The sequence below is a fragment of the Selenomonas sp. AE3005 genome (assembly GCF_000686945.1).
Classification (GTDB): Bacteria; Bacillota; Negativicutes; order Selenomonadales; family Selenomonadaceae; genus Selenomonas_A.
The window spans coordinates 110,042-131,440 of record NZ_JMME01000008.1; the positions used below are offsets into that span (position 1 = coordinate 110,042).

Annotated in this window: 15 protein-coding genes; 13 read left to right on the forward strand and 2 right to left on the reverse strand. The window is 50.2% G+C overall.

Annotated elements, in window-relative coordinates:
* The first annotated feature begins 27 nt into the window (after positions 1-27).
* From DL94_RS14535 to DL94_RS0107460, 6 genes are all read left to right on the forward strand, one after another.
* Positions 28-1,134, forward strand: a complete 1,107-nt coding sequence (locus tag DL94_RS14535; RefSeq protein WP_037371525.1) for a PSP1 domain-containing protein — start codon at positions 28-30, stop codon at positions 1,132-1,134.
* Positions 1,131-1,868, forward strand: a complete 738-nt coding sequence (locus tag DL94_RS0107440) for a tRNA1(Val) (adenine(37)-N6)-methyltransferase (protein WP_028129615.1) — start codon at positions 1,131-1,133, stop codon at positions 1,866-1,868. Before DL94_RS14535 ends, DL94_RS0107440 begins: the two co-directional genes overlap by 4 nt.
* Before the next feature lie 3 nt (positions 1,869-1,871).
* The gene (gene rsmI, locus DL94_RS0107445) at positions 1,872-2,714 is read left to right on the forward strand and encodes a 16S rRNA (cytidine(1402)-2'-O)-methyltransferase (protein WP_028129616.1); all 843 of its coding nucleotides are present in this window, start codon (positions 1,872-1,874) and stop codon (positions 2,712-2,714) included.
* A 14-nt stretch (positions 2,715-2,728) separates the two neighbouring features.
* The gene (locus DL94_RS0107450) at positions 2,729-3,835 is read left to right on the forward strand and encodes a glycoside hydrolase family 3 N-terminal domain-containing protein (RefSeq protein ID WP_051586378.1); all 1,107 of its coding nucleotides are present in this window, start codon (positions 2,729-2,731) and stop codon (positions 3,833-3,835) included.
* Positions 3,836-4,435: 600 nt separating this feature from the next.
* The gene (locus DL94_RS0107455) at positions 4,436-4,954 is read left to right on the forward strand and encodes a DUF3793 family protein (RefSeq protein ID WP_051586381.1); all 519 of its coding nucleotides are present in this window, start codon (positions 4,436-4,438) and stop codon (positions 4,952-4,954) included.
* Positions 4,955-4,971: 17 nt separating this feature from the next.
* Complete coding sequence (locus DL94_RS0107460; protein WP_028129619.1) at positions 4,972-5,403, forward strand: flavodoxin; 432 nt, start codon at positions 4,972-4,974, stop codon at positions 5,401-5,403.
* A 78-nt stretch (positions 5,404-5,481) separates the two neighbouring features.
* Here the strand turns inward: DL94_RS0107460 and DL94_RS0107465 are convergent, their stop codons facing one another.
* Both DL94_RS0107465 and DL94_RS0107470 read right to left on the reverse strand, forming a co-directional pair.
* Entirely contained in the window at positions 5,482-7,728 is a 2,247-nt protein-coding gene (locus DL94_RS0107465) for a flagellin (RefSeq protein WP_028129620.1), read from the reverse strand.
* A 392-nt stretch (positions 7,729-8,120) separates the two neighbouring features.
* On the reverse strand, positions 8,121-8,867 hold the full coding sequence (locus DL94_RS0107470; RefSeq protein ID WP_028129621.1) for a hypothetical protein: 747 nt from the start codon (positions 8,865-8,867) through the stop codon (positions 8,121-8,123).
* A gap of 193 nt (positions 8,868-9,060) precedes the next feature.
* Between DL94_RS0107470 and DL94_RS0107475 the strand changes: the two genes are divergently transcribed.
* The 7 genes from DL94_RS0107475 (at position 9,061) to galT (ending at position 21,384) form a co-directional block, all read left to right on the forward strand.
* Positions 9,061-12,204 carry a beta-galactosidase, LacZ type gene (locus DL94_RS0107475; RefSeq protein WP_028129622.1) on the forward strand — a complete coding sequence of 1,048 codons (3,144 nt, stop codon included), beginning with the start codon at positions 9,061-9,063 and terminating at the stop codon, positions 12,202-12,204.
* 21 nt (positions 12,205-12,225) lie between these two features.
* The gene (locus tag DL94_RS0107480) at positions 12,226-14,475 is read left to right on the forward strand and encodes an alpha-galactosidase (protein ID WP_028129623.1); all 2,250 of its coding nucleotides are present in this window, start codon (positions 12,226-12,228) and stop codon (positions 14,473-14,475) included.
* A gap of 880 nt (positions 14,476-15,355) precedes the next feature.
* A complete protein-coding gene (locus tag DL94_RS0107490; RefSeq protein ID WP_028129624.1) occupies positions 15,356-15,955 on the forward strand; it encodes a cytidylate kinase-like family protein in 600 nt (199 codons plus the stop codon).
* 19 nt (positions 15,956-15,974) lie between these two features.
* Complete coding sequence (locus DL94_RS0107495; RefSeq protein WP_231464604.1) at positions 15,975-17,411, forward strand: glycoside-pentoside-hexuronide (GPH):cation symporter; 1,437 nt, start codon at positions 15,975-15,977, stop codon at positions 17,409-17,411.
* Between the two features lie 177 nt (positions 17,412-17,588).
* A complete protein-coding gene (locus tag DL94_RS0107500) occupies positions 17,589-18,782 on the forward strand; it encodes a galactokinase (protein ID WP_028129626.1) in 1,194 nt (397 codons plus the stop codon).
* Between the two features lie 92 nt (positions 18,783-18,874).
* Positions 18,875-19,864, forward strand: a complete 990-nt coding sequence (galE, locus tag DL94_RS0107505) for a UDP-glucose 4-epimerase GalE (protein WP_028129627.1) — start codon at positions 18,875-18,877, stop codon at positions 19,862-19,864.
* Between the two features lie 14 nt (positions 19,865-19,878).
* Entirely contained in the window at positions 19,879-21,384 is a 1,506-nt protein-coding gene (gene galT, locus DL94_RS0107510) for a UDP-glucose--hexose-1-phosphate uridylyltransferase (protein WP_028129628.1), read from the forward strand.
* The last annotated feature ends 15 nt before the right edge of the window (positions 21,385-21,399 follow it).

The window sequence follows — 21,399 nt, forward strand, 5'->3', positions numbered from 1 at the left end:
CTTTATATATATTTACAGGAGATTTTTATGCAGACAATCATTGGTGTCCGCTTTAAAAAAGCAGGCAAAATATATTATTTTGCTCCGGGAAAACTGGAGATAAAAAAAGGTGATATGGTCATTGTGGAAACTGCCCGGGGCATGGAATGCGGCGAGGCGGTTATCGGTCCGCGTGAGGAGGACGACGATAAAATCGTCAGCCCATTGAAGGTAGTACACCGTATCGCCACGGAGTCGGATATCAAGCGCATGGCCGACAACAAGGAGAAGGAAAAGGAGGCCTATGGTATCTGCGAGGAAAAAATCGCAGCCCATGGCCTGCCGATGAAACTGGTGGAAGTCGAATACACCTTCGACATGAATAAAATCATTTTCTACTTCACGGCTGACGGGCGCATTGACTTCCGCGAACTGGTCAAGGACCTGGCGGCGGTGTTCCGTACCCGTATCGAACTGCGGCAGATAGGTGTGCGTGACGAGGCCAAGTTTATGGGCGGTATCGGCGGCTGCGGCCGTCCGCTGTGCTGTGCCTCCTTCTTAGGAGACTTTGAGCCCGTGTCCATTCGCATGGCCAAGGACCAGAATCTGTCTCTTAATCCCACGAAGATTTCCGGTATTTGCGGCCGCCTGATGTGCTGCCTGAAATATGAAAATGACTGCTATTGCGGCGGTGACTGCCCCCATCAGCAGAAAAAAATCCAGCCGCCTGCACAGGGCAGCCGGGTAGTATCGGTGGAAGGTGAAGGCAAGGTCATTTCCCTCAATCAGCAGCGCCGGTCGGCGACAATTCTGCTGGATTCCGGCCGCACTATTGTGGCCTCCTGGGAAGATGTCATCGAAAAGGACGATGACGAGAGCAGCCTGGCCAGCAGCCTGACGGCGGCTTATGAGGACGCGCAGGACAATATCCCGGCAGAAAGCACGGAGGATGCACGTGAGTCCGGTTCCCGCCACGAAAGACCGCGCCGCGAAAATAACCGGCGGTTTGCTAAGGATAACCGCGAAAATCGGGAAAATCGTGAGGGGCGCGAACATCGTGACAAGCGCCATAATTCCCGGCCACGCAATAACCGGGACAACAGGGAGAAACGGGAGCGCCGTGAGGGCCGTGACCGCCGGGAGCGTCACCAGTGAGAGAAGTCAGCCTGGGCGCTAATGAACGGCTGGACGATTTGATGAAGAGCGGGCGGCATATCATCCAGAATACGCAGGAATTCTGCTTTTCCCTGGATGCCGTGCTGCTGGCTCATTTTTTGTCCTTGAAGTCCCGGCAGAAGGTGCTGGAACTGGGCACCGGCACCGGGGTTATTCCCTTGCTTATCGCTGATGAGGTAGCCAGGGTGGACGCGGTGGAGCTGAATCCCGTCATGGCAGAGCTGGCGGCGCGCAATGTCCGGCTCAATGAGCTCGAGGACAAAATCTTTGTCCGGGAAGGGGACTACCGCGCTATAAGGGAACTTTATAAGCCCGAGTCTTTTGATGTTGTGCTGGCCAATCCTCCCTACCGTCCTGTGGGCGAGGGGCAGGCCAATAAACTCACGGGCGTGGCCAGAGCCCGGCACGAATTTACAGCTACACTCAAAGATGTGGTGCAGGCGGCGCGCTTTGCCCTGCGCTTTGGCGGCCACTTCGGCATGGTACACCTGCCGGAGCGGCTCGGGGAAATCATTGTGGCGCTGCACGACCATCAGATGGAAGTGAAAAGGCTGCAGATGGTGCAGCCCAAGGACGGCAAAGCCCCCAACATGATGCTGCTCGAGGCCGTGGTGGGTGCCAGCCCCGGCGGTCTGAAAGTATTGCCGCCGCTCGTGGTACACCGTGCTGACGGCAGTTATACCGATGAGATTTTACGGATTTACGGAATGTGAATTATGAACGATAAAATACCAACTTTATACCTTTGTGCCACGCCAATCGGCAATCTGGAGGATATGACCTACCGGGCGGTGCGGCTGCTCGGCGAAGTGGAGCTGATTGCCGCGGAGGATACCCGGCATACCCGGCAGCTGCTGACGCATTTTGATATCCATACGAAACTTACAAGTTATCATGAGCACAACAAGCTCACCAAGGGGCCGGAGCTTATCGCCTATATGCAGGAAGGGCATGACCTGATTTGTGTCAGCGACGCCGGTCTGCCCGGTATTTGTGACCCCGGCAGCCATCTGGCACAGCTGGCCATAGAGGCCGGCTTTAAGGTCACGCCCCTGCCCGGGGCTAACGCCGGCCTGTCGGCGTTGATTTGTTCGGGGCTGGATACCACGCGCTTTACCTTTATCGGCTTTCTGCCCAAGACGGCGAAAAAACAGCAGGAGGTCTTAGAGAGCGTAAAACACTATCCCGAAACGCTGATTTTCTACGAGGCACCGCACCATTTGAAGGCAACCTTAAAGGCCATGCGGGCTGTCTTAGGTGACCGGCAGGTGGCTTTGGGCCGGGAACTGACCAAGAAGTTTGAGGAGTTCCAGCGTGGCAGCCTCAGTGAAATCATGGCGCACTATGCAGAAAATGACCCGCGGGGAGAATATGTGATTGTGACGGCCGGCTTTACCGGGGAAGTGACGGCGGCGGAAAATGACCTGCCGGCGGAACCAAAGGCGTGCTGTGAGCATTTTATGGCGCAGGGGCTGGACAAAAAAGCGGCTATGCGCGAGACGGCCAAGGCTTTAGGCCTGTCCCGGCGTGATGTATATCAGGCCATGCTGGCAGAGTGACAAGGGGGATAAACATGGGGATTTTCAAACGGTTTTTAGTGCTGACACTGGCTGTCACGCTGCTGGCCGGCTGCGGCAAAACATCCGAGGCCGACAGCAGCAAGCCGGAGACATTTGATGACAAGGTGGACGCCATCGTAAACAGCATGTCCCTGGCGGAAAAGGTGGGGCAGATGGTGATGATTGGCGTGCATGGCACGGAAATCAACGATGACAGCCGTTATATGCTCAATCAGTACCATATTGGCGGCGTGATTTTCTTTGACCGCAACCTGCAGTCAGCCGAACAGACAAAAAAATTCACAGCTGACCTGCAGGCGCAGGCCGGCAAGGTGCCACTGTTCATCGCCATTGACGAAGAGGGCGGCCCGGTAGCCCGCGGCCGTGACTTTATTGAGGTACCGCCTGCGGCCCAAAGTCTGGGCCAGGGCGGGGATAATACCAAGGCCGAGGCCTGGGCGCAAAAGACGGGGGCTTATTTAAAGGAGCTGGGCATAAATGTGAATTTTGCGCCGGTGGCTGATGTGGGCACTAATTCCCGCGAGTATGCTGCTGATGGTCAGACAGTGGCGAAATTTGTCGCTGCGGCCGCGCAGGGTTATGAGTCAGCTCATGAAATCTATACCTTGAAACATTTCCCGGGCATTGGCCGGGGAACGGTTGATTCCCATTTTGAGCGTTCGGAAATCCCGGCGACGAAGGACGAACTGCTGGCACAGGATTTAGTGCCGTTTAAGGAGATTATCGCTAATCACAGCCCGGAGAATTTCATGGTCATGATATCCCATCTGGTATATCCGGCTTTGGATAAAACGCACACAGCCAGTCTGTCAGCCGAGATTCAGACCAAACTGCTGCGACAGGAATTGGGCTTTAACGGGGTAATTATCACCGACTCGCTGGAGATGGGGGCAGTGTCCAAGTACGGCGACTTCCGCAGCCTCGGCGTGCAGGCCGTGCAGGCCGGTGCCGATATCGCCCTGGTGTGTCACGAATATCCTCATGAAACCGATGTGTATCTCGGGCTGCTGGACGCGGCGGAAAAAGGTGTTATCAGCGAAGAGAGAATCAACGAGTCCGTGAAACGGATTGTGAAGATGAAATTGCTGCATAAAAGCTAAATAATTAAAAGAAAATCTGTTGACGTAATGTTAAAGCGTCAGCAGATTTTTTTTGCAGTTTGACGGTCAAGGAGTTCTTAAAAATATCCCGTTCATGCGTGCACGGGGTTCACGGGGGAGTAATTTTTCTGCCTCCGCTAAACGACACACCTCGGAAAATAGAAGTGTCCAGTTACCTGCGCCGGGCAGGCCAACGGCGCTCCTTTCAGTGTAGTTGCTTAGCTGCGTCCTACAGTGTGCCGGCCTTCGCTGCGCTCAGGCAGTCGCTCCCCGCAGAAAAATCACTCCCCCGTTCGCCCCCAGCAAAGGCTTGGATAATTGCCACGAAATCGTTGCTCCCGTAACAAGAACATCGATGTACTTGTTCCCTGTCACTGCGAAAGAATCATTATATATGGATATTACCACCTCCACCCCACTGAGCTGTCACAAATAAAATAAAGCAAGCATTAACAAATAAACAGTAATCTATGACTTGCAAATGATTATCATTTATAATATAATAACGTTGTTGGATTAATGATAATACTTATCATTTGCGAGGTGATGTGATTGGGACGTGAGGGATTTGAGCAGCTGTTGGGCTTTCATGCGGCGCCGATGTTGATGGGGCTTAAGACGGCGAGTCTATTGTCCTTTCAAAAGAGCCGGTTTGATGATTTTGAGGCTTTGCTGGCCGGTTATCAGCAGTGTTTTACCTGCAAGGGCATATCTGTTTTCCGCTTGTCAGAAGGGGAGGAGTATGTGCTGCTGCTGTTTTATCGCGAGGGGGCGTTGCGGCAGGATTTGGCACAGCCGGCGGCGAAGAAGATTTTAGGCAGATTGGGCTATCGTGATGATGATACTTTAATGGGGAAGTTGGAGTATCTGAAAATGCGTATGCAGCTGCGAAAATCCTTTCCGCACGAGGTGGGGCTGTTTCTGGGCTATCCGCCGGAAGATGTGGCCGGTTTTATCCAGCATAAGGGACAGGACTTCGTGTGCAGCGGCTATTGGAAAGTTTATGCCAATGAACGGGAAACACGGGCCCTGTTTGAACTGTATGCTGAATGCACCCATGATTTTTGTCTGCGGCTGGAGGCAGGGGAACGCCTGCCGGATTTGGTTAAGGCCGTGTGAATAAGGAGGAATATGCAGTGAGTAAAGTTGCGATTGTTTATTGGTCAGGTACGGGAAATACTGAGGCTATGGCCAAGGCCATTGAAGAGGGCGCTAAAGCTGCCGGGGCTGAGGTGAGCCTGCTGGAAGTGGAATCCTTTAGGGCGTCCACCACGCCGGAATATGACGGCCTGTTGTTCGGCTGTCCGGCTATGGGGGACGAGGTGCTGGAGGAAGGTTCCTTTGAACCTGTTTTCACCGATGCCGAAAAGCACTTGTCCGGCAAGCCGGTAGCCTTGTTCGGTTCCTATGGCTGGGGCGGCGGTGCCTGGATGGAGTCCTGGGTGGAACGTACGCAGGGTGATGGTGCCAAACTGTTCTCCGACGGCCTGATTGTGGAAAATGCGCCCGGTGATGAAGAACTGGCTGCCTGCCGCAAACTGGGTGAGGATTTTGTGAAGTCGCTGTAAGCTGCGCAAGGAAAAAGGCGCTTTGGATAAAATGCTTTCGCATTTCATCACAGCGCCTTCTTTGGGGTGCAGAAAAATTTACCGTAATAAATTCAATATTTCAGAATTGGATTTATTAGCTTGAGTTAGCATGGATTGAGCTGCTTGCGAAATAATGTTGTTTTTATGATAGTTCGTTATGGTTTTGGCCATGTCTGCATCTCTGATAGTAGATTCTGAACTGGTTGTTTGCTCATGTGCTATCGTTAGGTTGTTTTTCATAGCTTCAAGACGGTTAATTTGTGCTCCTAGTGTAGTGCTGGAATCAAGCAAATACTTGATTGCTTGGTCTAAATCATTAAGAAATTTTATTGCCCCTGCTTTTGTTCGAACACATGAACCAGATGCTGTGGCCCCAGGTTTTGGGTACGGCCAGATCTCATCGCGCCACTTAGCTCTTTTTTCCTCCAATGTTAATTGGTCATATTCTGGTGGCCAATCGCTTGGATAGTCTGTTGGGGTTGGTTCAAGTGTAAAATAGGTGTTTTGAAGTGGAAATAAAGCATCTAATGTAGTATTGGGAAGTTTCAATCGTGTATGTAAGGATGCTTTAGTGTCCGACTGAATGATGAGATCCTTGTGAGGGTATTTACGTGGGATATAGGTAACACGCTCTATCCATCTACCTCCTGGATCCGGAGTAGGTGGATCCGGAGTAGGTGGATCCGGAGTAGGTGGATCCGGAGTAGGTGGATCCGGAGTAGGGGGATCCGGAGTAGGCGGATCTGGAGTAGGCGGATCTGGAGTAGGTGGATCCGGAGTAGGCGGGACATAATCGCCACCATATTCATCTTCACCACCACCAGAAATAGAACCGAGTCCACCATTATAAATAACAGGTGGATTACCAACTTGTCTAATACTGTAAGTATCAGTAACTGGATCATAAAACAATCCAGTTTGATGCAAATTATTGAGAATTACATAGTTTGCATCAGAATCAGTTTCACCTTTAGCGTCTTTTAATGCTAAAAAAACATTTCGCATTATTTCAGAGGGAGTTTGTGACTCGTTGCCAATTCCCACAGCATAAACTTTAGCATCTTTATATTGATAATTGGTTCTTTCATTTGTTGCTTGGCTGGGGGTATATAGTTGTCCTGTTCCAGCAGGTCTGTTGGTCTCAAATTTTATGCCAACGTATTGATTACAAGATACGTATGGGCAAAAAATAGTTATGCTTTGATTATTTAAATCTTTAGGCAAATCTAAAGGCTGACCATTTTTTGTTGCACTAGAAAAATTGATGTCTACAGACCAGCCTCTTGCTCCAGAACTAAGATCCTGCCCATTTAAGCTTATAGCAAACAGATCAGATCGTTCCTGTATTATTCCAACAGGAATGTCATTTCCACGACCATCTTTTATATAACATTGTTGATAAATATTAAAATTAGGAAGGCTTATACCATTGTATGCTATCTCAAATTCATTTCCATTTATATCTCTGCTATAAATGGGGGGATCAAAGCGTCCGGGGGTGCCAGGGCTATAAACTATTGGTCTTGTTCGCATATTAACATTAGGCCAATCGTAAAGTCTCTCTGCAGGATTAAATGCTTTATATCCATTTATAGTTCCACTTACCCATTCTTTAGTCCAATTGTTGGGTGGAAAAAGCCCTCTTATATTATTGGGAACTGGTGGTTGAGTTGGATCCAAATCGACTGTATCATTACTAGAACCGAGCAATCCACGTAAATTTACGCTTCTAAGGGAGATAGTATTATCGGTTGATGTATTTTGCGGAGACTGATCTTGTATTGATAATAAAGCATTAGTGGAATTTTCAGAATTACTAATCGTGCTGTCTACATTATCTGGCACCCATTCTCTTGTTACCACTTTTTCCATTGTATCTGTTATACCATCCAACAATCGAATCCCATTATAGTTGGTTTCCCACGAAATATTATTAGACTGCATCAAAAGTTGAGTGGTTTCTGATTGTAAAACATCTCGATCTTGTTGGGAATAAGTATCATCTGAAGCTTTTAGTGCGTTTTCTCGCAGTTTCTTCATTAGTTCTAATTGTTGATCTACAGCTCCGGCGGCCACTTTCAGCATATTGCTGCCAACCTCGGTATTTTCCGTGCATTGTTCCAGACCACGAAGTCTGACTTGCATGTTTTCACTGATTGCATAACCAGAAGCATCATCTTTGGCACTATTTATCCTTAACCCAGAGGTGATTTTCTTTAAATCTTTTGTTAGTTGACTGGTATTTTTATTTAATTCACTTAATGATAAAGCAGTATTGGGGTTATTCATTATGTTCATAGCCATTAGATTTCACCTCCTGTATGAGGGAGAGAACGACTGTTTATTTAAAAAGGAACAATGTTTCGGTGTAGAAGACTGTGTGCGCATAGGCAATTTCTCATTGCTATTCAAAACTATAAAATCCCTCTTAATGTATTTATCGTTGTTTTTTTGCAGATGTTAAATCTGATTTTATAGTAAGAACGGAGGAACGTTTAGCGAATACGAATCCTAGACGAGTGGATTAGAAGCATTGTTAATCACATCAATCTTTTACCATAGGTATTTGTTGAACTGTGCTAATGTAAAATATGAAAATGATTTTGTAAAAATAGTGCTTCCAATAGAATAAGTGGATCTGTGCATAAGTGACAAAGCATGTGACAGCCCCTTTTTGAGTATATGTAATTGCCTGTTTACGGCTGTTTTTCCGTACTGGCTTTTGTTTTCGGCAGGCGGGTATTTATTTCCGTCAGCACCTTATTGCCGATGGTGCGCAGTCCTTTCAGCGCTACAGATTTGTTGCCGAGGTCGCCGATGATGGTGCTGTCAGAGGCTTTTTCGGTGAATTTGCCGTTATAGAGATATTTGCCTGTACCCAGATTTATCATTTTCAAGGGCACGGAAACGGTGATATCCTTGCCGATGGTGAAAAACGTCATTTTATCGCGGATAATAAAGGGCTGTATTTCCAGGTAAACACAGTAGTCAATTCCCGAACCGTTAAAGGCGTCTATGAAGTCGGCGCGTTCGGCGGCGGATATATCCGTATAGCCCATTTTGTTCAGGATTTCTACATAGGGCGAACCGTCTATCAGCTCATAGGTACCTTTGGGCAGGGCCTGGTTTAGATATTTAAAGATTTCGTTGTCAATGTCCTTGTCATAGGTAGATTTGGTATTGTTGACATAGATTACGGCAACTTTGGGGCTTTTGCTTTCCACCGGGGCTGCCGGCTGGCTTTGTTTCGTCATGAGTTCGTCAATGCGCTTTTGAATGTTCTCACGTTCTGCCGGCTGCTGCGGTGGATTGCCGGCATTGCGTATGCGCTCGACTAAATTGGTGGGCGCGGCAGCCGGTTGTGTATCTGCCGCTGCCAGGGCTGTACCGCTGAGGCCCATGATTATAGCCAGGGAAAGACCACAGATTTTTTTACGCAACATATATGAACCCTCCATTTTTAGAAAATTAACGTTATTTCCATAATAGACCAAAATATAAAATAATTCAAGCAGGAGAACAGGGATACTGGCAAATTTAAGCGGAAAAGCGCTTGTTTTTTCTTATTTGTACGTGTATAATTGGGTTAGATTTAAAAAGAAATCGTTTACTATAGATAACGAGGGAGGAAATTTCATGTCAGAGTCGCAATTTTCCCTGGCCCAGCTGGCCAATCCAGAATTTTTTGCGGAGAACCGTCTGCCGGCCCATAGTGACCATCATTATTATCGGGATATGGCGGAGCTTGCGCGGGGGGAATCCTCGTATGTACGCACGCTGGACGGACTGTGGTATTTTCATTATGCCAAAAATCCGCAGCTGGCACCGCAGGGCTTTGAGCAGCCGGATTTTGACTGCCGGGACTGGGATACTATCCGTGTACCGGCGCATTTCCAGATGGAAGGTTATGGTGTGCCGCAGTATACTAATCAGACTTATCCGTGGGATGGGCATGAAGTGGTACTCCCTGGACAGGTGCCGCAGCATTTTAATCCCACAGGTTCTTATGTGAAGTATTTCCATCTGCCTGCCGGCTGGGATAATCTCTGTTTGTCCCTGGCTGGTGTGGAATCGGCCGTGGCTGTTTATCTGAACGGTCATTATGTGGGCTATAGTGAGGACAGCTTTACACCGGCTGATTTTGACCTGACGCCGTATCTGGTAAAAGGTGAGAACAAGCTGGCCCTGCGCGTGTTCCGTTTTTCGTCGGGCAGCTGGATTGAGGACCAGGATTTTTGGCGCTTTGGGGGAATCTTCCGGGAAGTGCTTGTCTACACCAAGCCACGCCTGCATGTGGAGGATTTGCAGCTTACGGCTCTTCCGGTAAACGATTACCATGATGGCGAACTGACAGGTGAAATCCGTTGGTCGGGGGCGCATGCCAAAAAAGTCAAAGTCACGCTGACAGACGCGGCCGGGGAGCTCATAGCTGAGGAGGATATCAGCGGCGCTGCAGGCCATGATGAATTTATCCTGTCGGTGCAGGGGGCTAAGCTCTGGAGTGCAGAGCACCCGTATTTGTATAAGCTGCTGTTGGCCGTTTACGATGACGCGGATAATTTGCAGGAAGTCATTCCCTATAACGTGGGTTTCCGTGAGTTCAAACTCGAGGACGGCCTGATGAAAATCAATGGTCAGCGTATTGTGTTCAAGGGTGTGAACCGGCATGAGTTTGACTGCTATCGCGGCCGGGCGATGAATCCGGCGGAATTTGAGCAGGATATTATCACGATGAAACGTCATAATATCAATGCCCTGCGCTGCTCGCATTATCCGAACAGCAGCTATATTTATGAACTCTGTGACAGATATGGCCTGTATGTGATTGACGAAACGAATCTCGAAACGCATGGCACCTGGCAGAAGAACGGTGTGCTGGCGCGTGATGAAAACACTGTGCCCAATGACCATGCGGAATGGCAGGCGGTTATCTTAGACCGCGCCAAGTCCATGCTTGAACGGGACAAGAATCATGCGGCCATCATCATCTGGTCCTGCGGCAATGAGTCCTGCGGCGGCCAGGATATTTTTGCCATGAGTGAGTATTTCCGTAAGGCGGATTCTACCCGGCTCGTGCATTATGAGAGCATTTTCTGGGACAGACGGTATAACGCCACCAGCGATATGGAAAGCCAGATGTATACCAAGGTGGCCGATATTGAAAAGTTCCTGGCCGAGCACCCGGAAAAGCCGTTTATTTGTTGTGAGTATACGCACAGCATGGGCAACAGCAACGGCGGCATGCATAAGTACACGGACCTGACGGAGCGCGAACCGCGGTATCAGGGCGGCTTTATCTGGGATTTTGTCGACCAGGCCATTGCGAAAAAGGACCGTTATGGCAGGGAATTCCTGGCCTATGGCGGCGATTTTGGCGACCGCTCGAGCGACTACAATTTCAGTGGTGATGGCATTCTCTATGCTGACCGGAAACTAACCGCCAAACTGCAGGATGTAAAGTTTAACTATCAGAACTTCCATATTGACGTGGAGGCTGATGGCGTGACAATTGAAAATATCAGCTTGTTTACAGACGCCAGTGAGTATGATATCCATTATGAACTCAGGCTGGACGGCAGGCTGGTCTGGGAAAAGACGGAACCGGCGCCGAGCGTCAAGCCCGGGGAAAAACTGCGGCTGGCAACAGATTTCCTGCCTGTGTCCGACGCCGGGGAGGAAAGCCTTACGGTGTCGCTGGTACTGAAAGCAGATATGCCGTGGGCCGGGAAAGGTCATGAAGTGGCCTTTGGTCAGGGCGTATGGCATGTGGAAGAAGTGGAGGTAACGAGCCCGTCCGAGGGCGTGGACGATGGGGCTGTAAGTGAGCCGGCGCATTATACGGCACACCTGCCGCTGTCTGAGGACGGCGAAATGCCGCTGCATGTGGTGCAGGGCGATATCAACCTCGGTGTGCAGTTTGCCGGCGGTGAGATTTTATTCTCCAGTGCACAGGGCAATATCGTTTCCTACAAGCATAATGGTGTGGAACTCCTGGAAGAAATGCCCAGACCGTCCTTCTGGCGCGCTCCCGTGGATAATGACTACGGCTGCCGCCGTGACTTTGCCGTGGCGCAGTGGAAACTGGCGAGCTTGTACCGCCGCTGTGTGAAGAAGGAACTGTTGGTCGCTGGCAAATGGCAGGAATTTAACTGGTTTGGCCAGCTGGGAATTAAGGAATATCAGGCAGCTGAGGTGCAGGTGCGCTTTACCTATGAACTGGCAACCCAGCCTTTGTCGGCCTGCACGCTTACCTATACGGTCGGCGCCGCTGGCAGCTTAAAGACGGAACTCGACTATAAAAAGGTCGAAGGCCTGCCGGAGATTCCCGACTTTGCTATGCTCTTTACGCTGTCAGCTGATTATGGTGAGCTGCGCTATTACGGCTATGGGCCGGCGGCCAACTATATCGACCGGCAGGAAGGGGCTAAACTGGGCATTTTCGCCAGCACCGTTGCCGGGGAAATGGAAAATTACCTGCTGCCGCAGGAATGTGGCAACCATAATGGTGTCCGCTGGCTGGAAGTTACCGATAAACGCGGCGGGGGGCTGCGTGTGGCTGGCGATATACCGCTGTCGGTGTCGGCTCTGCCTTATAGTGCCCATGAACTGGAAAACGCCCGGCACAGCTATGACCTGCCGCAGGTGCACCATACTTTCCTGCGTGTGGCAGCCGGCCAGTGCGGTGTCGGCGGTGATGATACCTGGGGCGCACCGGTACTTGAGGAATACCGCATGAAAAATGACAATATGCATCTGGAATTCTATTTTCAGGGGATTTAATACTGCTTTAGGAGGCGCAACATGATTGATTTTGACAAGGCAACAGGTGTATTCCACCTGCATAATGATAAGGTAAGCTATGTAATGCAGGTCGTGCGGGATCGTTATCTGCTGCACCGTTATTGGGGACGTCCCCTGAAGAAATTCCGCGATACAGCACCTATGCAGTCCATTGACCGGGCCTTTTCGCCGCAGCCGGCTGCCTGGCCGAATGAGCGCACGTTCTCTTTGGATGTGCTGCCGCAGGAATATCCGTCCTACGGGCATGGTGATTACCGCCTGCCGGCTTATGAAGTTCGGCTCGCTAATGGTACGACGGTAACCGAGCTGTTTTATGACCGCTATGAAATCACGGCTGGCAAGCCTGAACTTGCCGGCCTGCCGGCGGTGTATGCTAAGGAAACCGACGCCGAAACCCTGCATATCTATCTTAAGGACAGTCAGGGCAGATTGGCGGTGGAATTACTCTATACCCTGCTGCGTGATGCGTCCATGCTTACCCGCAGTGCCAAAATCGTCAACTGTGGCAGCGAGGCTTTAGACTTGACCAATGCGGCCAGCTTTGCTTTGGATTTTGACGGCCATGATTTTGACCGGTTGAGCCTGTATGGCGGTCATGCCGCCGAGCGCAGCCTCGAACGCGTACCCTTAATGCGTGGTGTGCAGGAAACGGGCAGCCGCCGGGGCGCCAGCTCACACCAGCAGTCGCCGTTTTTGGCGCTGGCACGCAAGGATACCGGCGAAACGACAGGAGAAGTCTATGGTTTCAGTATGGTGTGGAGCGGTGAAACCTCCTTTACTACCGAAGTGGAACAGTTTGGTACCACCAGGGTTATCGGCGGTATCAATCCCTTTGAGTTCAAATGGCACCTGGCTGCAGGCGAGTCCTTTCAGACGCCGGAGGCTATGCTCGTCTACAGTGATAAAGGCCTTAATGGCATGAGCCAGACGTTCCATCAGACTGTAAGGGAACATATCGTACGCGGCAAATATCAGCATGAACTGCGGCCGATTCTCGTCAATAACTGGGAGGCAACTTACTTTGACTTTGACGAGGAAAAAATCGACAATCTGGCGCAGTCGGCCGCCGATTTGGGGCTGGAACTCTTAGTCCTTGATGATGGCTGGTTCGGCAAGCGCAATGACGATAACAGCAGTCTGGGTGACTGGTTCGTCAATACGGATAAGCTGAAACAGGGGCTTAAAGGCGTGGCAGCGTCTGCGCATAAGCGCGGCTTGAAATTTGGCCTGTGGTTTGAGCCGGAGATGATTTCCGAGGATTCGGAGCTTTACCGCGCCCACCCTGACTGGACTTTGCATGTGCCGGATTACCAGAACAGTTTCAGCCGTCATCAGCTCGTGCTTGATTTGTCGCGTCCGGAAGTCTGTGACTACATCGTAAAATCTGTCGGTGATGTACTGTCCTCTGCCGAAATTGACTATGTGAAATGGGATTTCAACCGCCACCTGACGGAGGCGTTTTCGGCAGCCTTGCCGTCTGAGCGGCAGGGGGAAACAAAAACACGTTTCGTGCTGGGGCTTTACGATATTCTGGAACGCCTGACGGCCCAATTCCCGCATGTACTGTGGGAAAGCTGCTCGGGCGGCGGCGGCCGTTTTGATGCAGGTATGCTCTACTATATGCCGCAGACCTGGACCAGTGACAACACCGATGCCGTCTGCCGCCTGTCAATTCAGAGCGGTACAAGTTATGTGTTCCCACCGCTGACCATGGGGGCTCATGTATCGGTGACACCGAATCATCAGGTGGGGCGCGTTACGAGCCTGCAGACGCGAACCCTCTGTGCCTTTGCCGGAGATTTTGGCTACGAGCTCGATATTACCCGCATGAGCGCCGAAGAAAAGGAACAGGTCAAAAAGCATGTGGCCCTCTATAAGCGCCTGCGTCCGACCTTGCAGCTAGGCAAGTTCTACCGCCTGCTGACGCCCTTTGCCGGGACGAAAAACGAAACGGCCTGGCAGTTTGTCAGCGAAGATGGCAAAGAAGTAGTAGTGCTCTATTTCAAGACCTTGGCTGAACCGGCAACGCCCCTCCGTAAATTGCAGCTGACAGCGCTGGAGGCCGATGCCGAATACGAGTTGACAGACTACCTCCCTGCCCAGCGCACGAGCATGGACTTTGGCGGGGAAAAATCCCTGCAAATGACGGGGCAGGTATTCTATGGAGATGAACTAATGTATAACGGCTTAGGCGTGGAGAAGATTGACACGGATTTTGCGGCTTATATGTGGGTGCTGACAAAAAAATAAGCTGGTCAATTACAGTTATTCTTCTATTTTTCAAAAGTCCGCTGACGAATACGTCAGTGGGCTTTTTCTATTGCGGTTTGACGGTTAGTACGTGCTTACTTTTATTTGTTACAGCTCAGTCGGGCGGAGGTGGTAATACTTTTCGCTGCTCCACTAAATGTCCCACCAGCAAACGACAGCACTTTTTAGCGGCCTTGCGCCGGGCAGGCCAGCGGCGCGATTATTCATTATAGTATCCAGTGACTAATGTTTGTGGGCCAGTCCTCACGGCGTTCGGACAGTCGTTCCGCTGCGAAAAGCATCACCACCTCCGCCCTAAGCGTCGTCCGTTTAAAAGAATTATGTCGCAGTGACAGGGAACAAGAACATCGATGTTCTTGTAACGGGAGCAACGAGTTCGTAGCAATTGTAAATACCTTAGCTGGGGGCGAACGGAGGAGTGATTTTTATGCGGGGAGCGACTGCCTGAGTGCAGCGAAGGCCGGCACACTGTAGTCAATCGCTAAGCAACTACGCTGAAAGGAGCGCCGTTGGCCTGCCCGGCGCAGGCTGCTGGACAGCTATTTCTGCCGAGGTGTGTCGTTTAGCGGAGGCAGAAAAATTACTCCCCCGTGAACCCCATGCACGTATTAACGGGATATTTTTTAGAATGTATTGACCGTCAAGCTGCAATTTATTGTATGGAAAAGGAATACAATAAACTGAAAATTACTATTTTTATAAAACATATTGCATTATTTGGCAAATACGCTATAATAATAATTACGGAAATCGTTTACTATTGATTTATGCGAAATATGTTTTGATAGTCGGCGATATTTTATTTGGGAAACTAAGAAAACGTTTACATGCATCTGTGGTACAACAAGGGGGACTACTAATGGAAAAAACGGTAATAACCATCAGCCGCCAGTATGGTGCTGGTGGCCGTGAGCTGGCTGGTATTATGGCTGAGAAACTGGGCATAAAGCTGTATGACCGTCAGATTGTGCATATCGCGGCGGCGAAATTGGGCATTGACGATTTGAGTGAAGAAGAACTGCTGGAGATGGAAAATCATGTCAAACCGTTGTCCATGAGCTTTATTCCGTTCCATTCCTTTGGGACGCATATGGGCAGTTCCAGTCAGGAAATGTTCATGAGCGAGTCGGCTGCAATCCGCAAGCTGGCAGAAGATGGGCCCTGTATTTTCCTGGGACGCAGCGCGGACTATGCTCTGCGGAAAAAAGATAACGTTTTCTCTATCTTTGTTTGTGCCAGCGATGAATTCCGCGAGGCACGGGGGCAGAACGTCTATGGCGGCAAGAGCCTGAAAGAGCTGGACAAGGAAGACGAAAAACGCGCCCGTTATTACAACTACTATACGGGGCGTACCTGGGGTGCCGGGGAGAATTACGACCTGGTGGTCAACACCAGCTCCGGGGAACTGGAAAAAATCGCTGACGGGCTTATAGCCTATATGCGTACAATTAAAGGTTAAGTTTAGGGGGGCTTTGATTATGGAGGCGGTAGCAGTGGCAGAGAAAAAGAACAGTATGTGGCCGCGTATAGCTTATGCTTGCGGTACCTTTGGACATGACGTATTTTACGCCATGCTGGCAACGTATTTTATGATTTTCGTTACCAGTAATCTGTTTTCATCAAATAATCCCAGCCGGGATGCATATATGATAGGCGTGGTCACCACGATTATCATGGTGCTGCGCGTGGCAGAACTTTTCATTGACCCGTTTATGGGCAATATCATCGACAAGACGAAAACCCGTTGGGGGCGGTTTAAGCCCTGGGTTATTGTGGGTGCGTTTGTTGCAGCTATCACTTTGGCCGCGCTCTTTACGGATTTTGGCGGGCTGACGGTTTCCAATCCTACCCTGTACCTGATTCTGTTTGCAATTGTTTATTTTGTCATGGACGTGTTCTATTCCGCTAAGGACGTAGCTATCTGGTCCATGATTCCGGCTTTGTCCTTTGATTCGCATGAGCGTGAAATCACGGCTACGGTTGCCCGTATCGGCTCGGTGTTTGGCGGTCAGCTCGTAACCATCATGGTAATGCCGATTGTGCTGTATTTCTCCGTCAATCAGAACGGTGGTGCCGGTGACCCGCAGGGCTGGTTTGCTTTTGCCTGCATCGGCGGCGGTATTGCCACTTTGGGTGCTATTATCCTGGGTATTGGTACGAAAGAACAGGATTCGGCCCTGCGTGAAAACAAGGTTGATACTTCCTTTAAAGACGTATTTAAGGTTCTGGCCAAGAATGACCAGCTGCTGTGGATAGCCTGCGCTTATTTGATTTTAGGCCTGGGCCAGAATATCGTTAATAACTTCAATCTGTACTATTTTATCTATGTAATCGGTGACGCAACGAAGTTCTCCATTTTGGGTATCATCAACGTTGTAATCGGCCTGATGGCTGTAGCCCTGTTCCCGGTACTCACGACGAAATTCAGCCGCCGCAAGCTGTTCTTCAGCTCACTGGCTATCATGACGGCGGCACTGGTTCTCTATGCTCTTTCCGGTACTAATGTCTGGATGGCGCTGGTGGCAGCTGGTCTCTTTAACCTGCCGCAGCCGCTTATCTTCCTGGTGGTACTGATGACCATTACGGACTCCGTGGAATACGGGCAGTTAAAGCTCGGCCATCGTGATGAGGCTGTCTGCCTCTGCGTTCGTCCGCTGGTGGATAAACTCTCCGGTGCAGTTACGGGCGGTATCGTCGGCCTGACGGCTGTATGGGTAGGCATGACCGGCGGTGCTACGGCTGCCGATATCACGGCGGGCAGCCTGCTGAAATTCCAGCTTATCATGTTTGCTGTTCCGGTAATCCTGCTTGTGCTGGCAGCTTTTGTTTACCGCGGCAAGGTAACGCTGACGGAAGAAGAACATGCCCGGATTGTGGAAGAACTGGAAGAAAAATGGGAAGACATGAATAAGTAAATTAAACGTATTTTATCTAAGAAAACGTTTCCAAAAGAATATTGACAGTTCCGTTTTTCAGGAGTAAACTAGAAACAACAAAGGGAAATGCGGCGCAACTTTGTAAGCGAAGCACGAAGTTGCGCCTTTTTTGCCAATATTAAAGAAAACGTTTACATATAATAGGAGGCCTTGACCATGGAAAAAGAAAATGAAATCCTTGCTAAAATGCAGACGGAATTCGCTGCTAATTTCGGTAATGATGCCGCTGCCAAGACGCGCGCTTACTTTTCACCGGGACGTGTGAACTTAATCGGTGAGCATACGGATTACAACGGCGGTCATGTGTTCCCCTGTGCTATTTCCCTGGGGACTTATGCGCTGGTGGCTGACCGTCAGGACAACACGACGCGTATCTATTCCATGAATATGGCTGATAAGGGCGTAATTGAGTTTGCTATGAGCGGTCTCAGCTACGACAAAGCCAAGGATTGGGCCAATTATCCCATGGGCGTGGTGAAGGTTTTCGAAGATGCCGGGCATAAGGCAGGCCACGGCTTTGATATTCTGATTTTTGGCACTCTGCCCAATGGTTCGGGGCTTTCCTCCTCGGCCTCCATTGAAGTGCTGACCGCCTTGATTTTAAATGATGCCTTTGACTTTGGCCTGGATATGGTCGAAATGGTGAAACTTTCCCAGAAAGCCGAAAACACCTTTGTCGGTGTCAACTGTGGCATTATGGACCAGTTTGCCGTAGGTATGGGCAAGAAGGATTGTGCAATTTTACTGGACTGCAACACGCTGGAATATCGTTACAGCAAAATAGCCTTGGACGGGGCCAGCATTGTTATCACCAATACGAATAAGCCGCACAGCCTGGCCTCGAGTGCCTATAATGTGCGCCGGGCCCAGTGTGAGCATGCCTTGAATGAGCTCAAGGAAGTTAAGCCGGAACTGAGTGCGCTGGGGCAGCTGTCCAATGAAGAATTCAATCAGCTGGCCGGGGCTATCAGCGAGCCGCTGGAACGTCAGCGTGCCCGTCATGCTGTCCTGGAGAACAACCGGACGCTGGAGGCCGTGGAGGCCTTGGAGGCCAATGATGTGGTCAAATTCGGCAAGTTGATGAATGAATCACATTATTCCTTGCGCGATGATTACGATGTGACGGGCAAGGAACTCGATACCCTGGCTGAGCTGGCCTGGCAGGTAGAGGGCGTTATCGGCTCGCGTATGACCGGGGCCGGGTTCGGCGGCTGCACGGTAAGCCTCGTGAAAAATGAGGCCATTGAGGCCTTTAAAGCAAAGGTGGGCAAGGCTTATACAGAGAAGATTGGCTATGCCCCGAGTTTCTATGTAGCCAATATTGCTGACGGCACGCACCGGCTTAAGTGATAGAAAATCCTCTAGTAATCATATAGAAAACGTATAGAAAACATGTTACAATAGAAAGCGATTTCTGTTGTTGAAAAAAGGAGCGCATTGACATGTCGATTCTTGTTTGCGGCGGTGCCGGTTATATCGGTTCTCATGCCGTTCATCAGTTAGTGGAAAAGGGCGAAGAGGTAGTTATTGTCGATAATCTGCAGACGGGCCACCGTGACGCCCTGAACCCCAAAGCCAAATTTTATGAAGGTGACATTCGCGAGGCAGCTGTCCTCGATAAAATCTTCACGGAAAATAAGATTGAGGCTGTTATTCACTTTGCCGCCAATTCGCTGGTCGGTGAAAGCATGGAAAAACCGCTGAAATACTTCAATAACAATGTATATGGCATGCAGGTGCTCCTGGAGGCTATGGTGCGCCATCATGTGGACAAGATTGTATTCTCCTCCACGGCAGCCGTATATGGTGAGCCAAAGAAAATCCCCATCATGGAGGACGATGAAACCTGCCCCACCAATACCTATGGTGAGAGCAAGCTGACCATGGAAAAGATGATGAAGTGGGTAAGCCGGGCTGATGGTATCCGCTATGTGTCCCTGCGTTATTTCAATGCTGCAGGTGCCTTGGACGATGGTTCCATCGGTGAGGACCATCATCCGGAAACTCATCTGATTCCGCTGATTTTGCAGGTTCCCCTGGGCAAGCGTGACCACATTACGGTGTTTGGTGACGATTATGCTACGCCGGACGGTACCTGCCTCCGCGATTACATTCATGTAATTGACCTGGCTGACGCTCATGTACTGGCGCTGGAATACCTGCGCAAGGGCGGCGACAGCAATATCTTCAACCTCGGCAATGGCCAGGGCTTTTCCGTCAAGGAAATGATAGAGGCCGCCAAAGAGGCTACGGGCAAGGATATCAAAGTGGAAATGGGGGCACGCCGTGCCGGTGACCCGGCCCAGCTCATTGCCTCCAGTGAAAAAGCCAGAACAATCCTGGGCTGGAAACCGCGTTATACTGATGTAAAGCAGGTTATTGGTACAGCCTGGAACTGGCATCAGAAACATCCCAATGGGTATGAGAAATAAGCGGTGAAATAAAAATGAACATCAACACAGAAATCAACCGCCTGCTGAACTTTGCTAAGCAGCGCGGACTTATCAGCGAAGACGATTACTATTACAGCGCCAATCTCCTTATTGACGTTTTACACGTTGGGGAGTTTGCGCCGGAAGATATAGAAGAAAATTTGGAAACAGCTGCACCCATTCTCGAGAATATGCTTGCTTATGCGGTGCAGGAAAAACTTATCGAAGACACAGCAGCTGAGCGGGATTTATTCGATACCCGTATTATGAACTGTGTCATGCCCCGGCCTTCGGAAGTAGTGCGCAGATTCCAGAGCGATTATGCCCGGGCGCCCAAGGCGGCGACGGACAATTTCTACAAGCTGAGCATTGCCGCCAACTATATCCGTAAGGACAGAATTGACAAAAACATCGTCTGGCAGACCGCCACGGAATATGGCGATTTGGATATCACCATCAATCTGTCCAAGCCGGAAAAGGACCCGCGGGATATTGCCAAGGCTAAACTCATTAAGTCCAGCTCTTATCCTAAGTGCCTCCTTTGCCGGGAAAATGAAGGCTTTGCCGGCCATGCAGGACATCCAGCACGGCAGACCCACCGCTTAATCCCTCTGCGGCTGGCCTCCCATCGCTGGTTTATGCAATATTCCCCTTATACCTATTACAATGAGCATTGCATTGTCCTGAACAGGAAACATATCCCCATGAAGGTAAACCGCAAGAGCTTTGAGAACCTCTTGGATTTTGTAACGATTTTTCCGCATTATTTCTTAGGCTCCAATGCGGATTTACCAATTGTGGGGGGCTCCATTCTTTCCCATGACCATTATCAGGGCGGCCGCTATGACTTTGCCATGGCCAAGGCACCGGTGGAACGTACCTACAGCGTGCCGGGCTATGAGAATGTAAAAGCCGGCCGCGTGAAATGGCCAATGTCCACTATCCGCCTGACAGGGGAGGACCGGGAAGAACTGGCAGATTTAGCCGAGAAGATTCTCAACAAGTGGCGCAGCTATAGTGATGAAAGCGTCGGGATTCTGGCTGAAAGTGACGGCCAGCCCCATAACACGATTACGCCGATAGCCCGCCGCCGCGGAAGTGACTACGAGCTTGATTTGGTGCTGCGTAATAACCGCACAAGTGACGAGCATCCGCTGGGAATATTCCATCCGCATGCCGAAGTACATCATATCAAGAAGGAAAACATCGGCCTTATCGAAGTCATGGGCCTGGCTGTACTGCCGGCCCGTCTGAAAGAGGAAATGCACCTTCTCGGACAGGAACTCGTTGCCGGTACAGCTGATGTTTCCGGTATTGAGGCCCTGCAAAAGCATGCTGACTGGTATAAAATGCTGCGGCAGAAATATCCGGTGGTGACGGCAGCTGATGTAGAGGGCATTTTGCAGGCCGAAATCGGTGAGGTATTTAAAACCGTGCTGGTGCATGCCGGTGTTTACAAGCGCAATGAAGAAGGTATGGCAGCCTTTGATAAGTTTATGCAAACTGTTTCTGAGGGTTAAGCTGCCGAAGAAAGC

What these genes read in the sequence shown, in the direction of transcription:
- DL94_RS14535 (WP_037371525.1), top strand. Translation starts at nt 28, where the DNA reads ATGCAGACAATCATTGGTGTCCGCTTTAAAAAAGCAGGCAAAATATAT.
- rsmI (WP_028129616.1), top strand. Translation starts at nt 1,872, where the DNA reads ATGAACGATAAAATACCAACTTTATACCTTTGTGCCACGCCAATCGGC.
- DL94_RS0107450 (WP_051586378.1), top strand. Translation starts at nt 2,729, where the DNA reads ATGGGGATTTTCAAACGGTTTTTAGTGCTGACACTGGCTGTCACGCTG.
- DL94_RS0107455 (WP_051586381.1), top strand. Translation starts at nt 4,436, where the DNA reads ATGTTGATGGGGCTTAAGACGGCGAGTCTATTGTCCTTTCAAAAGAGC.
- DL94_RS0107465 (WP_028129620.1), bottom strand. Translation starts at nt 7,728, where the DNA reads ATGGCTATGAACATAATGAATAACCCCAATACTGCTTTATCATTAAGT.
- DL94_RS0107470 (WP_028129621.1), bottom strand. Translation starts at nt 8,867, where the DNA reads ATGTTGCGTAAAAAAATCTGTGGTCTTTCCCTGGCTATAATCATGGGC.
- DL94_RS0107475 (WP_028129622.1), top strand. Translation starts at nt 9,061, where the DNA reads ATGTCAGAGTCGCAATTTTCCCTGGCCCAGCTGGCCAATCCAGAATTT.
- DL94_RS0107480 (WP_028129623.1), top strand. Translation starts at nt 12,226, where the DNA reads ATGATTGATTTTGACAAGGCAACAGGTGTATTCCACCTGCATAATGAT.
- DL94_RS0107490 (WP_028129624.1), top strand. Translation starts at nt 15,356, where the DNA reads ATGGAAAAAACGGTAATAACCATCAGCCGCCAGTATGGTGCTGGTGGC.
- DL94_RS0107495 (WP_231464604.1), top strand. Translation starts at nt 15,975, where the DNA reads ATGGAGGCGGTAGCAGTGGCAGAGAAAAAGAACAGTATGTGGCCGCGT.
- DL94_RS0107500 (WP_028129626.1), top strand. Translation starts at nt 17,589, where the DNA reads ATGGAAAAAGAAAATGAAATCCTTGCTAAAATGCAGACGGAATTCGCT.
- galE (WP_028129627.1), top strand. Translation starts at nt 18,875, where the DNA reads ATGTCGATTCTTGTTTGCGGCGGTGCCGGTTATATCGGTTCTCATGCC.
- galT (WP_028129628.1), top strand. Translation starts at nt 19,879, where the DNA reads ATGAACATCAACACAGAAATCAACCGCCTGCTGAACTTTGCTAAGCAG.